The 13,524-nt window shown below is 46.7% G+C and carries 11 protein-coding genes; 10 read left to right on the top strand and 1 reads right to left on the bottom strand.

Going from position 1 to position 13,524, the window contains the following annotated elements:
• Window positions 1-236: 236 nt before the first annotated feature.
• The 9 genes from ANCC_RS04280 to ANCC_RS04320 all read left to right on the top strand — a co-directional run bounded on the left by ANCC_RS04280 (window position 237) and on the right by ANCC_RS04320 (window position 11,459).
• Complete coding sequence (locus ANCC_RS04280; RefSeq protein ID WP_039946525.1) at window positions 237-881, top strand: DNA-3-methyladenine glycosylase family protein; 645 nt, start codon at window positions 237-239, stop codon at window positions 879-881.
• Window positions 882-976: 95 nt separating this feature from the next.
• Window positions 977-1,684, top strand: coding sequence for a response regulator transcription factor (locus ANCC_RS04285; RefSeq protein ID WP_182483058.1), 708 nt, complete (start codon window positions 977-979; stop codon window positions 1,682-1,684).
• Window positions 1,656-3,794, top strand: a complete 2,139-nt coding sequence (locus ANCC_RS04290; RefSeq protein WP_006566552.1) for a sensor histidine kinase — start codon at window positions 1,656-1,658, stop codon at window positions 3,792-3,794. The genes ANCC_RS04285 and ANCC_RS04290 overlap by 29 nt, the downstream gene beginning before the upstream one ends.
• An 80-nt stretch (window positions 3,795-3,874) precedes the next feature.
• Entirely contained in the window at window positions 3,875-5,074 is a 1,200-nt protein-coding gene (locus ANCC_RS04295) for a glycoside hydrolase family 3 protein (RefSeq protein ID WP_233458262.1), read from the top strand.
• A 135-nt stretch (window positions 5,075-5,209) separates the two neighbouring features.
• Complete coding sequence (gene purC / locus ANCC_RS04300; protein ID WP_006566550.1) at window positions 5,210-5,914, top strand: phosphoribosylaminoimidazolesuccinocarboxamide synthase; 705 nt, start codon at window positions 5,210-5,212, stop codon at window positions 5,912-5,914.
• Between the two features lie 24 nt (window positions 5,915-5,938).
• The gene (gene purF, locus ANCC_RS04305) at window positions 5,939-7,366 is read left to right on the top strand and encodes an amidophosphoribosyltransferase (protein ID WP_006566549.1); all 1,428 of its coding nucleotides are present in this window, start codon (window positions 5,939-5,941) and stop codon (window positions 7,364-7,366) included.
• Between the two features lie 12 nt (window positions 7,367-7,378).
• The gene (gene purB, locus ANCC_RS04310; RefSeq protein WP_006566548.1) at window positions 7,379-8,809 is read left to right on the top strand and encodes an adenylosuccinate lyase; all 1,431 of its coding nucleotides are present in this window, start codon (window positions 7,379-7,381) and stop codon (window positions 8,807-8,809) included.
• A 59-nt stretch (window positions 8,810-8,868) separates the two neighbouring features.
• Window positions 8,869-9,783, top strand: coding sequence for a diacylglycerol/lipid kinase family protein (locus ANCC_RS04315; RefSeq protein WP_039946494.1), 915 nt, complete (start codon window positions 8,869-8,871; stop codon window positions 9,781-9,783).
• A 71-nt stretch (window positions 9,784-9,854) separates the two neighbouring features.
• Complete coding sequence (locus ANCC_RS04320) at window positions 9,855-11,459, top strand: amidohydrolase (protein WP_006566546.1); 1,605 nt, start codon at window positions 9,855-9,857, stop codon at window positions 11,457-11,459.
• Here ANCC_RS04320 and ANCC_RS04325 read toward each other — a convergent pair.
• The gene (locus ANCC_RS04325) at window positions 11,456-12,535 is read right to left on the bottom strand and encodes a LacI family DNA-binding transcriptional regulator (RefSeq protein ID WP_006566545.1); all 1,080 of its coding nucleotides are present in this window, start codon (window positions 12,533-12,535) and stop codon (window positions 11,456-11,458) included. The two genes, ANCC_RS04320 and ANCC_RS04325, sit on opposite strands and share 4 nt — an antisense overlap.
• Window positions 12,536-12,865: 330 nt before the next feature.
• Here ANCC_RS04325 and fsa point away from each other — a divergent pair, with 330 nt between their 5' ends.
• On the top strand, window positions 12,866-13,519 hold the full coding sequence (fsa, locus tag ANCC_RS04330) for a fructose-6-phosphate aldolase (protein WP_006566543.1): 654 nt from the start codon (window positions 12,866-12,868) through the stop codon (window positions 13,517-13,519).
• The last annotated feature ends 5 nt before the right edge of the window (window positions 13,520-13,524 follow it).

Here is a 13,524-nt window from a genome sequence, read left to right on the forward strand (position 1 = left end):
TTGAAATGCTTCCTTATGATAGTGAAGAAAAACTATTGCAGAATGTTGCCTCCTGTTTGAAGAATTCTTTATCCAGTAGACATTATCTCCATTTTCTACATGATTGGAGTGAGGCATTCTAAGAGCCGAACGGAAATCATGTGGAAAATGTCATGCCTTTAGAATATGCAGTTCCTTTTTGTTTCATCCGGCTCAGGTTCTGTTATAATAGAAAGAAGAATAAAGGAGAAAAATTCATGGAATATTTTAAATACGGAGAACAGGAAATCGGGTACTTAAAATCGAGGGACCCGGTCCTGGGACAGGCTATTGACCGGATCGGATTTATAAAAAGAGAGGTTCACACAGAATTGTTTGCGGCGCTTGTGAATTCCATCGTAGGACAGCAGATCTCCACGAAGGCCCAGGAGACAGTCTGGAGGAGGATAAAAGACGGACTTTCGGATGTCACTCCCGAAAAGGTGGGGGAGTGTACAGAAGAAGAACTTCAAAGCTTTGGGATTTCTTTCAGGAAAGCAGGGTACATAAAAGCTGCTGCTGACAGAATTCTGAGCGGCAGTCTGGACCTTGAGGGCCTGAAAGAGGCCGGGGATGAACAGGTCAAGAAGGAGCTTACAAAACTGCCCGGAGTCGGGGTATGGACGGCGGAGATGCTGATGACATTTTCCATGCAGCGGCCGGATATCGTAAGCTATTCTGATCTGGCGATTCAGAGAGGGATGAGAATGCTTTACCATCACAGAACCATTACTCCCAAGTTATTTGCAAAATACGCGGGGCGGTACAGCCCCTGTGGAACTGTGGCCAGCCTTTATCTGTGGGCTGTGGCAGGAGGTGCACTCCCGGAACTTAAAGACTATGCGCCGAAGAAAAAAAAATAAAACAACGATTGTAAGATTTTTTTCAGAATTGTATTCAATGAAATCTCAGAATTGGATGATACACTGTGGTTATCAAGAAAAAGAGGAGGAAGACTATGGCACAGCCCAAGATTTTAGTAGTAGATGATGACAAAGAGATTGTGGGAGCGATCAAAAAGCGTCTGGAACTGGAAGGATATGATGTAGTTCCAGCTTATAACGGCCTGGAGGCTCTGGATGTGCTCGTGGAGCAGGATATCCAGCTTCTGATCATTGACATAATGATGCCGGGTATGGACGGATTATCTGCTACCATGAAGATCCGGGAGAGTAAAAATATTCCGATCATCATCCTGTCTGCTAAGACGGAGGAGAGCGATAAGATTTTAGGACTTTCCATGGGGGCGGACGATTATGTCAGCAAACCTTTCCGGCCGGATGAGCTGATTGCAAGGGTAAAATCCCAGCTTCGCAGATATTTACAGCTCGGCAGCAAAGCGGCAGGGCCGGAAGATAATAACCGGCTGATCCTTGGCGGACTGACGCTGGACCTGGACGGCAAATGCATTTATGTGGACGGGGAACCGGTGAAAGTCACAGCAACTGAGTTTAAAATTCTGAATTTGCTGATGAGGCATCCGGGCAGAGTTTTTTCCGCCGAAGAAATCTATGAAAGAGTCTGGGAAGAAGCGGCATATGCAACAGAAAACACAGTGATGGTTCATATTCGGAGGATCCGTGAAAAGATTGAGATTGATCCGAAGAACCCAAAATATTTAAAGGTGGTATGGGGAATTGGATACAAAATGGAAAAAATGGATTAACAGCGGACTGATCGCTGCGGTGATCATCGCCATGGTGGGCGGAGTGCTGTTCGGCATCTATCAGATGCATACCATGGATAATTATAATGACGGACTGGATTTCACAACGATCAAAAAAGGTGAGCGGATGGAAGACTCCGATTACTATGTGCACGCCGTCCAGAGGATTTTAAGCAAATGGGTGAAAGCGAATAATCTGATGGATCAGAATTATGATGATGTTGAATCAGAACTTCCGTCCAACCTTGAAAACGAAATTTTTGTAAAGGCAAAACTTACGATTCAGCCCTACGGCAAAAAAGCCGTGACGAAAGAATACGGTGCCGATGCCAAGACAGCAAGAAAACCTGTATTTAAGAAAAAGATCGTGATCAACAGAAACGATACGCTGGGGTATGGATTGAATCCCAACAAAAGCATAAGAGCAAAATATTCAAGTAATGCAAATATGGATGAGGCCTATTATGATTCCGAAGATAATATTATGTCACCGTCGGATTTTTACAATATCAGCGGAAACTCTATGAACAGGGGAAGCCTTTCCCTGCCACAGACATTTTTCATTGACGATGCCAAGCAGCAGAGGCTGGAATCAGCAGTGATCGAAGTAGGCTTTTACGATGGGTATTATAACGCGCTGAATAAACACTATAAGACATTTCCTGATGTGAGGAAAGAAATGATGATCAAGCTGTCCATCTTATTGGGAGCAGAGGTATTGGGACTGCTTGCTCTGTCCGTGCTGTTTGCACTTCAGAAAAGCCGCGCACGCTTTTTTGAGAATATGGACCGTATCTGGTATGAGGTGATCCTATGCGTTATTGGCTTCGGCCTGTTCATGGGAACAGGAACAGTGGCGGCTGCATCCATCGGTGCTCTTCAGCAGGAAGAACTGATACCGATTATGACATTTGCGGGGATCGTACTGCTGATGATCGGGCTTGTACTTTCTGTCTGCCTGCAGACAACGGTCTGGCGCCTGAAGGAAGGGACATTTTTAGAACACACACTTTGTGTGGGTACGGCCCGGAGATGGTACCGCAGGAACAGGCAGAGACGGGTGGCCGAGAAAGAAGCTCTGGAGTTTGCAGACCGTCTGGCTGTGGAACGGCTTTCGATCTACCGAAAAGGAAAATACCTCATGCTTGCAATTTTCTTTGCAGGGCTGTTTATGATCGGCTGGTCGCCTCTTCTGGCAGTAATCGCGCTCTGTGTCGGTGTACTTGGCATGAAATATCTGGGAGAACATTTTGATGAGGTTGCGAGGCAGCAGAGGGATCTCGGGAAACTGATCCGGCAGATCGAGAGGATCTCGGAGGGAGATCTGAAAGCCGATGCAGACATACCGAAAGAATCCCTGTATTATAACGCGTCGAAACAGCTGAGCAACATCGGAAGCGGCCTGGACAAATCCCTCCAGGACCAGATGAAAGGGGAACGCATGAAGATCGACCTGATCACAAATGTATCCCATGATCTGAAAACGCCGCTCACGTCGATCATCAGCTATGTGGATCTTCTTGCAAGAGATGAGTCACTTTCTCCTGAGGCGAGGGATTATGTGACCATATTGAATCAGAAAACAGAGAGACTGAAAAATACGATCGCTGATCTGTTTGAACTTGCAAAATCCACCAGCGGTGAGGCCAAGGTTACATTGGAGCCGATGGATCTTAAAAAACTGATGGAACAGACTCTGGAGGATATGAGCGATCAGATCAGAGAGTCCGGCTTTAAAGTGAAATTTCAGTGTGATGCAGAGCATACGAAATTTAAGGGGGATGTGAACCGCATGTACCGGGTAGTGCAGAATATACTGGAAAATGCACTGAAGTATTCCCTGAAAGGTACAAGGATTTTTGCCACGATCTCAAATCAGGGCAGCAGAGTCTGCCTGACGGTCCAGAATACGTCCGGTTATGAAATGGACTTTACGGAGGAGGAGATCATGGAGCGCTTTTACAGAGGAGAAAAATCCAGGACCAGTGAAGGAAACGGCCTGGGACTCTCGATCGCAGACAGCTTTACTGCAAACTGCGGGGGAGAATTTAAGATCGAGATCGACGGAGATCAGTTTAAGGCTATGATCCTGTTCCCGATCCTTCCGTAGGACACAAAGTTTTAAATGTAAGGACAATGACAGAAGTGCCATTCCATGCTATAATAACTTCATTGAAGAAAGGAATTTCTATGATGAAAAGACGTATTACATGCATGCTGCTGGCACTCTGTCTTTTGTTATGCGGGTGCAACATTGACGGCAAAAAGGACTATACAAAAACAGAAGATCTGGACGAGGCTACCCTTCAGGGCATGGCAAAGGATATCACGAAGGAGATGACACTGAAACAGAAGATCGGACAGCTCTTTATGGTATCCATGTACTCGCTGGATGATTCGGGAAGCAAGAACCAGACCAAAATAACCGGAACGATGAAGAAGACCATGAAGAAGTATCCTGTGGGAGGGATCATTCTGTTTTCAAAGAATGTCAGTTCCGAAAAACAATTAAAGCAGCTGACCAAAGATCTGCAGAGTGTTTCTCATGTACCGCTGTTTATAGCGGCAGACGAAGAAGGCGGCAGTGTTTCGAGAATCGCCTCAAAGCTTCCGGATGCAGTCAGCCAGTATCCTGACGCGAGGGAGATCGGGGAGACTTATACAGACCGGCAGATCGCAGAGATGGGGAAGGAACAGAGCAGACAGCTCAAGGCCCTCGGAATCAATATGAATCTGGCGCCGGTGGCCGATGTGCTCTCCAATCAATACAACACGGAGGTCGGAAACCGGGCTTTCGGCTCTGATGCCAAAGAAGTAGCTGCTGTTGTTAAGACGCTTGTAAAAAATATGCAGAAGCAGCAGATCTCAGCCACGTTAAAGCATTTTCCGGGAAGCGGTGATGCCCTTGGAGATACTCACAGGGGAGCGGCGGAGACCAAGCAGTCCATTCAGGAGCTGAGAAAAAAAGAGTTTCTTCCATTTGAAAGCGGTATGGATGCAGACGCGGATGCCGTCATGGTTTCCCATCTGATCCTAACTAATGTGACGGATGAGAAAGAGCCGTGCAGTTTAAGTGAGCGGGTGATATCAGACATCCTGAGAGACGAGCTTGAGTACGAGGGGCTCATTTTAACCGATGCCATGAATATGAATTCCATTACTGACAGTTATACCTCAGGGGAAGCGGCGGTGAAAGCCATAAAAGCGGGTGTGAACATTGTCGTCATGCCGGAGGATTTGGGACAGGCATTCAAGGCCGTGAAGCGTGCAGTGAAAGATGGAAAGATCGAGGAATCCGTCATTGACAAGGCCGTAAGAAGGATCCTCTACACCAAACTGAAACGGGGTGTGATACCGCCGGATACCAAGCTTCTTGAGGATAACCAATAATTTTTTTGTATGTCGAAAAATAAAAATCAGTGCGATAGAAGATATTGCACTGGTTTTTTATATGTGATACTATTTGTGAGGAAGCCTCCGGCGGGAGGCAATGCAGTGAAAGCAGAAGTATAAAGGAGATAAGACATGGAGAAACAGGAATTATTATATGAAGGAAAGGCAAAGAAAGTATTTACAACAGAAGATCCGGATTTATTAATTGTCGACTATAAAGATGATGCGACAGCGTTCAACGGAGAGAAAAAAGGAACGATCATCGGAAAAGGTGTTGTAAATAACCGCATGTCCAACTACATGTTCAAGATGCTGGAAGAAAAAGGTGTTCCGACTCACTATGTACAGGAACTCAGCGATCGTGAAACCGTTGTAAAAAAGGTAGAGATCGTACCTTTGGAAGTGATTATCCGCAACGTGGCGGCAGGAAGCTTTTCTAAAAGACTTGGAATTGAAGAAGGGTTTGAATTGTTAGAGCCAACCCTTGAGTTCAGCTACAAAGATGATGATCTTGGAGATCCATTGATTAACGAATATTTTGCTTATGCTATCGGTATTTCCAACCGCAAAGAAGTAGAACGTATCACAGAGTATGCATTTAAAGTAAACGAGGCATTGATTGAGGAATTTAAGAAGATCGGCATTAAACTGGTTGACTTTAAGATTGAATTCGGCCGTTATAAAGATGAGATCATCTTAGCAGATGAGATTTCTCCGGACACATGCCGTCTTTGGGATTTAGAGACAAACCAGAAATTAGACAAAGACCGTTTCCGCAGAGATTTAGGGGACGTGGAAGAGGCATACGAAGAAGTATACAGAAGACTTGGCTTATAATTTATTCTTAAGAGAGGCTTGAAAATGGACATAGAACGTTTTGACAAGTTAGGAGAAGAGTGCGGCGTCTTCGGAGTCTATGATTTTGACGGCAATGACGTGGCTTCTACAATTTATTATGGTTTATTTGCGCTTCAGCACCGGGGACAGGAGAGCTGCGGAATCGCGGTTTCCGATACCAACGGTCCGAAAGGGAAGGTTTCTTCCAGAAAAGGCATGGGACTTTGCAATGAAGTCTTTACTCAGGAGTCGTTAGGCGAACTGAAAGGCGATATTGGTGTCGGCCATGTCAGATATTCTACTGCAGGACAGAGCTGTCCCGAGAATGCGCAGCCGCTCGTATTAAATTATGTCAAAGGTACTCTGGGCCTGGCCCACAATGGTAATCTGATCAATGCGCTGGAGTTAAGGCATGAACTGGAATATTCCGGGGCTATTTTTCAGACAACCATAGATTCTGAAGTGATCGCTTATCATATTGCCCGGGAGAGGGTCAATACCCACAGCGTGGAAGACGCAGTGGCAAAGGCCATCCGCAAGATAAAGGGCGCATACTCTCTTGTGGTGATGTCTCCGAGAAAGCTCATCGGGGCAAGAGATCCATATGGCTTTAAGCCGCTCTGCATCGGAAAGAGGGATAATGCCTACATCCTGGCATCTGAGACCTGTGCTCTGGATACGGTAGGGGCTGAGTTCATCCGGGATGTGGAGCCGGGTGAGATCGTTACGATCACAAAAGACGGCATTCAGTCGGACTGCAGTATGTGCCTTCCAAAGGGAGAAGCTGCCAGATGTGTTTTTGAATACATCTATTTTGCGCGGCCGGACAGCTGTATTGACGGAGTCAGCGTGTACCAGTCAAGGCTTCAGGCGGGAAAGTATCTGGCGATTGATTCACCGGTGGATGCGGACATCGTCGTGGGTGTGCCGGAATCCGGCAATGCCGCTGCACTGGGCTACTCTCTGGAATCGGGGATTCCTTATGGAACAGCTTTTGTGAAAAATACTTATGTGGGACGGACATTTATTAAACCGAAACAGAGCAGCCGGGAGTCCAGCGTGCAGGTTAAGCTGAATGTCTTAAAAGAATCTGTGAGAGGAAAGAGAGTCATCATGATCGACGACTCTATCGTCCGGGGCACGACCAGCGACCGGATCATCTCCATGCTCAGAGAGGCGGGAGCCAGTGAGGTTCACGTAAGGATCAGTTCACCGCCGTTCTTATGGCCGTGTTATTTCGGGACCGATGTTCCTGCCAGAGAGCAGCTGATCGCGTATAACCGAAGCATTGATGAAATTTGTGATCTGATCGGAGCGGACAGCCTGGGCTACTTAAAGACTGAGAGATTGGAACAGCTCTCTGAGGGGCTGCCGATCTGCAAAGGCTGTTTTACGGGAGAATATCCGATGGAACCGCCGAAGGATGATATTCGCGGAGATTACGACAAATAAGGAGAAGAATTCATGAACGATAAATATCAGAGCCCCTTATCCGAACGATATGCCAGCAAAGAGATGCAGTATATCTTTTCACCGGATATGAAGTTCAAAACATGGAGGAAACTGTGGATCGCACTGGCCGAAGTGGAAAAGGAACTGGGACTTTCTATTACACAGGAGCAGATTGACGAGCTGAAAGAACATGCAGAAGACATTAACTATGATGTCGCAAAAGAGCGTGAGAAATTAGTCCGTCATGATGTGATGTCCCATGTCTATGCCTATGGACAGCAGTGTCCTAACGCTAAAGGCATTATCCACCTGGGAGCCACCTCCTGCTATGTCGGAGACAATACAGACATTATCATCATGACAGAGGCATTAAAGCTTGTGAAGAAAAAGCTTGTGAATGTGATCGCCGAGCTTTCCAAGTTTGCTCTGGAATACAAGGACCTTCCGACCCTTGGCTTTACCCATTTTCAGCCAGCACAGCCGACTACAGTTGGGAAACGGGCAAGCCTCTGGCTGATGGATCTTGTGTATGATCTGGAGGATCTTGACCATGTGATCGATAATATGCGTCTTCTCGGGTCCAAGGGAACGACCGGGACTCAGGCAAGCTTTCTGGAACTGTTTGAGGGTGACCATGAGACGATCAAAAAGATCGACGGCATGATTGCCGAAAAAATGGGATATGAGAAGTGCCAGCCGGTATCCGGCCAGACCTATTCAAGGAAGATTGATTCCAGAGTGCTGAACGTTTTAAGCGGCATCGCACAGTCTGCGCACAAGTTCTCCAATGATATCCGCCTCCTTCAGCATTTGAAAGAGGTAGAGGAGCCGTTTGAGAAGAACCAGATCGGATCTTCTGCTATGGCATACAAGAGAAATCCGATGAGAAGCGAACGTATGGCTTCCCTGGCTGACTATGTGATCTCCGATGCCATGAATCCTGCGCTCGTAGCTTCTACCCAGTGGTTTGAGAGGACTCTGGACGATTCTGCCAATAAGCGTCTTTCTGTACCGGAAGGATTCCTTGCAATTGACGGCATCCTGGATCTGTACCTGAACGTCGTGGATGGTCTGGTCGTTTATCCTAAGGTTATTGAAAGCCGTCTTATGAAAGAACTTCCGTTTATGGCAACGGAAAATATCATGATGGACGCAGCAAAAGCAGGCGGAGACCGCCAGGAACTTCATGAGAAGATCCGTGTACATTCTATGGCGGCCGGAAAAGTGGTCAAAGAAGAAGGGAAAGAAAACGACCTGCTGGAGAGGATTGCGAACGATCCTTCTTTCGGAATGACGATGGAACAGCTGGAAGCGATCATGGAACCGAAAAACTTCGTGGGACGTGCACCACAGCAGACAGAGGAATTTGTCAGCGAAGTCATTCAGCCGATCCTGGATGAAAATAAAGAAATGCTCGGAATGACAGCCGAGATCACGGTATAATATTTATTTGATGGAAAGCTCCTTTAAAAAGGGGCTTTCTCTGCTTATAGGGGATGATGATGTATTATTTTATTGTAAATCCAAACGCAGGTTCCAGAAAAGGAATGCGCTGCTGGGAGGAGATCAAGCCATATCTGCTGGAAGAAGGGATCGTATTCCGTGAACTCCTGACAAAAGGAGAAGGTGATGCCGCGAGATTTGCAGAGCGGATCACGGAGAAAGGCAGGCCGGATGTGATCGTAGCGGTGGGCGGCGACGGGACACTTCATGAGACGGTTTCGGGAATGAAAAAAGGAACAGAGGCGAAGCTTGCTTTCATTCCCGCAGGGTCCGGCAATGACTTTGCCAGGGGGATGGGGTATTCAAAAGACCCGAAAGAGAGACTCAGGAGCATCTTAGCAGATGAGAACGGGGCCGTGATCAATGTGGGGAGCACTTTTGCTCCCGATGCCTCCGGGTGTTTCCTCGTCAGCTCCGGGATAGGATATGACGCACGGGTCTGCCATATGGTCAATCACGCAAAGACAAAAAAGCTGATGAACCGGCTCCACATGGGAAAACTGACTTATCTGGGGATCGGTCTTCGCGGCCTGTTTGCGGCTGAACTGTTTGAGATGCGGCTGGTTCTTGATGATTCCAGAGAAGAAATATTTCACGATGTGCTGTTTGCATCGGTCCATAACCTGCCTTATGAGGGCGGGGGCCTGAAATTTTCACCGGATGCCCGGCCGGATGACGGTTTTCTGAATCTGTGTATTGTGGCAGGCATATCAAAGGCAAAGATGATTCGTCTGCTGTCCAGAGTACCCGGAGGAAAGCATATTGGCTGTCCGGGTGTTTACAGCTTCCGCTGCCGGAAGGCAGAATTTTTTATGGAGAAACCTCAGTTTTTTCATATGGACGGAGAAGTACCGGGGCAGTCATGCCACGTGACGGCAGAAATCGGCTCTGAAAATTTGCAGATTTTGGGCTGAACGGAGGAGTAAAATTGTTCCCGTCTGTAAATCCTAACAAGGTCAATGATTTACAGAGAGGAAGGGATCAGATGGACAAGATATACTATAATGGGGATATTCTTACTATGGAAGACACCCGGACAGAGCCGGAGGCAGTTTTGATATCGGACGGCTTCATTGCATTCACAGGAAGCCTGAAAGAAGCAGTGAGGGCTGCACATCAGCCGGAGATGACAGATCTTGACGGGAAGACCCTGATGCCGGCATTTATAGACGGACACAGTCATATTTCTCTTGTGGCCCAATTTTCACAGTTTGCTGATCTGTCCGGATGCGAAAGCTTTTCAGACATCAAAATGCGCCTGGCTGCATTTCAGAAGGAAAAGAAGATTGGTGAAGACGGCGCTGTCATAGGTGTGGGGTATGACCATAATTTTCTGAAAGAAAAGAGGCATCCGGATAAATATATATTGGATGAAGTGTCAGATCACATACCAGTATTTGTGCTGCATGCGTCCGGGCATATGGGGGTCGGAAATTCCGCTTTGTTAAAAGAGGCAGGGATCGATGCGTCGGCACCTGATATGGAAGGTTCCAGATTCGGCAGGATACCGGGGTCTATGGAACCGGACGGATATGCGGAAGAGACGAAGGCACTGAACCTGCTTCTGGCCCGGGTATACGCAAAGATTCCAGGGGACCCGAAAGCACAGATAGAGAAAGCCCAGGAGCTTTACCTGTCCCACGGAATTACTACGATCCAGGACGGTGCGGCATCCGGACAGGATGTGGAGACTTTGTTTGAGGCCGCAAAAGAAGGGCTGCTGAAAGCAGATGTTGTTTCTTATGTCCTCGTCGGAGAAGAACCGGAAAAGCTGGAGCAGGAATATGCAGAACTTAAAAAAGCATACTGGAATCACTTGAAACTGGGCGGCCGGAAAGTGATCCTGGACGGATCTCCACAGGGAAAGACCGCATGGCTGTCGAAACCCTATGCGGGAGAAGAAGAATACCGGGGATATCCGGCAATGGAACAGGAGAAAGTACAGACATATATCCGGAATGCCATAGAAAACGGTGTTCAGATCCTCGCCCACTGCAACGGAGACGCGGCTGCCCAGCAGTGGATAGACAGTTTTGAAAAGGCCATGGAACAGTGCGGTGTCTCAAAAGAAGATGATTTGAGACCGGTCATGATTCACTGCCAGACCGTGCGGAAAGATCAGCTTCTCAGGATGAAAAATATCGGAATGATCCCGTCGATGTTTGTAGACCATGTTTACTACTGGGGTGACATTCATTTAAAGAATCTGGGAGAAGAAAGGGCAGAAGCCATAAGTCCTGCCAAGTCTGCATTTGAGCAGGGGCTTTGTGTGAATTTTCATCAGGACTCTCCGGTTGTCCCTCCGGATATGCTGCATACAGTCTGGTGCGCAGTAAACCGGGAGACAAGGGAGGGAAAGATCCTTGGAGAGGAAGAACGGGTCGATGTCTTCGAGGCACTGAAAGCCGTGACGATCAACGGGGCCTATGCCTATTTTGAAGAAGACAAAAAAGGGAGTATCACGGAAGGAAAACTTGCAGACCTTGTGATCCTCGATCGGAATCCACTGAAAACGCCTGTATCAGAACTGAAAGATATCAAGGTGACGGAGACGCTGAAGGAGGGGGAGACTGTGTACCGGAAATGCTAGGTGTTCCTGGCTTTCCCGGTGCTGTTTCTCTTGACGATGAAAGGCTCAAACTCGAGTTTCGTAACGAAGCTCCTCGGCTTATTTTTTGTCTTGGATTCCCTGTGCCGCACGATGATGTCCACGGCCTCCCGCCCCTTTGCCTCGATGGAATGTTCCACCGTTGTAAGGGAGATCCTGCGCATGTCTGCCATGGGGATGTTGTCGAAGCCGCAGACAGAGAAATCATTCGGAACCTTGTATTTCATATCAAAAAGAGCGTCTAAGATCCCCAGGGCGACCATGTCGTTGTAAGCCACAAACGCAGTGGAATCTGTTCCCTCGGCAAGGATTTCTTTGGTCAGGTTAAAGCCGCAGGAGTACTCCAGCATATTCGGGGAAAGGGTGTTGTACTCTCCGGTCGACACAGAGCGGCAGGTGACATTTTCCGGATCAAAACCATGCTCATAGAAGGCCTTTTTCAGTCCCTCAAAGCGCTTAGAACGGGAACGCTCGATCGTGCTCATAGGCGTGGATACGTAGGTGATCTTCCGGTGCCCGAGGGAGAGAAGATGTTCTGCCACCAGATAGGCCGGCTTGGTGCTGCTGACATGGATGGAGTCAAACATGATGTCGTCATTTTTATCCCCGATGTTGATGACGGGAATATGTTTGGACATATCGTTAACATCTTCAAGCCAGGAAGTCGGGTAAAGATAGACAATGCCTGCCGCGTCAAAATCCTGGATCATATTCAGGTAGAACTGCTCGGTGTTGGGATTCCTCAGAGTAGGGGCCGCGAAGGTGACATATCCATAGTCGTGGGCGCGCTCTGTGATGGAATGGACGAGAATCGAGTAATAGTGATTGGATAAGAAAGGGCACATGATGACAATCACCTTGGAAAGCCCTACGAGCTGAGTCTCCTTTTTTTTTCTTTTTTCATATCCGAGTTCTTTTGCCGCATTTAAAACTTTGAGCCTTGTCTCCTCGGAAAAGGAGACATTGCTTTTTTTGTTCAGAATCATTGACACTGCAGACTGGGAAACATTTGCATGTTTTGCGATATCTTTTGTTGTGACCTTTTTTTTTGAAGCCATAAATCCTCCTAATCAAAAAAAATATTTATTAATTAATATTCATTAATAAAATCAAGATATATTACTAATATATTTAAAAATATTAATTCTCTGAAAAAATCATAACACAAACGGAATAGAAAAAACAGATAAAACCTAGGTTTTTTTAAACAGGTAAATTTGGTATACAATAACCATAAATTTGGGACTATTAATAAAGCCTAAAATTATTAATAAATTCACGTTAAATCGCATAAACACTGGGGTTTAAGGGTTTGACAAACCAGGGGGTTCCATGGTTAAATGATACCAGAGCAAAAGTGCAGCAATTCATTTTAGGAGGAAGATAATATGAGATTTTTTTTAGACACAGCAGAAGTAGAAGACATTAAAAAAGCAAACGACATGGGTGTGATCTGCGGAGTGACAACAAATCCGTCCCTGATCGCTAAATCCGGAAGACAGTTTGAAGATGTCATCAAAGAAATCACTTCTATCGTAGACGGAGCTATCAGCGGGGAAGTCAAAGCAACGACAACCGATGCAGAGGGAATGATCAAAGAGGGAAGAGAAATCGCAAAGATCCACCCGAACATGGTAGTTAAAATTCCTACAACCGTAGAAGGATTAAAGGCTACAAAAGTATTATCTTCCGAGGGAGTTAAGACAAACCTGACTCTCGTATTCAACCCGACACAGGCACTGCTTGCGGCAAGAGCAGGGGCTACATATGTTTCTCCTTTCTTAGGCAGATTAGATGACATTTCTCAGAATGGACTGGATCTGATCGCTGATATCGTTGAAATTTTTGAAGCAGGCGGAATCGATACCCAGATCATCTGTGCAAGTGTCCGCAATCCAATCCATGTAATCGAGTGTGCTAAGATGGGTGCAGATATTGCTACCGTACCGTACAATGTCATTGAACAGATGATGAAACATCCTCTGACAGACCAGGGAATCGCAAAATTCCAGGCAGACTATAAAGCAGTATTCGGAGAATAAGAAAG

The organism is Anaerostipes caccae L1-92 (assembly GCF_014467075.1).
In the GTDB taxonomy this organism is placed as follows: domain Bacteria; phylum Bacillota; class Clostridia; order Lachnospirales; family Lachnospiraceae; genus Anaerostipes; species Anaerostipes caccae.

Coding starts and splice junctions, on each gene's coding strand:
- ANCC_RS04295 (WP_233458262.1), top strand. CDS start 3,875: ATGATGAAAAGACGTATTACATGCATGCTGCTGGCACTCTGTCTTTTG.
- fsa (WP_006566543.1), top strand. CDS start 12,866: ATGAGATTTTTTTTAGACACAGCAGAAGTAGAAGACATTAAAAAAGCA.
- purB (WP_006566548.1), top strand. CDS start 7,379: ATGAACGATAAATATCAGAGCCCCTTATCCGAACGATATGCCAGCAAA.
- ANCC_RS04285 (WP_182483058.1), top strand. CDS start 977: ATGGCACAGCCCAAGATTTTAGTAGTAGATGATGACAAAGAGATTGTG.
- purF (WP_006566549.1), top strand. CDS start 5,939: ATGGACATAGAACGTTTTGACAAGTTAGGAGAAGAGTGCGGCGTCTTC.
- purC (WP_006566550.1), top strand. CDS start 5,210: ATGGAGAAACAGGAATTATTATATGAAGGAAAGGCAAAGAAAGTATTT.
- ANCC_RS04315 (WP_039946494.1), top strand. CDS start 8,869: ATGTATTATTTTATTGTAAATCCAAACGCAGGTTCCAGAAAAGGAATG.
- ANCC_RS04325 (WP_006566545.1), bottom strand. CDS start 12,535: ATGGCTTCAAAAAAAAAGGTCACAACAAAAGATATCGCAAAACATGCA.
- ANCC_RS04280 (WP_039946525.1), top strand. CDS start 237: ATGGAATATTTTAAATACGGAGAACAGGAAATCGGGTACTTAAAATCG.
- ANCC_RS04320 (WP_006566546.1), top strand. CDS start 9,855: ATGGACAAGATATACTATAATGGGGATATTCTTACTATGGAAGACACC.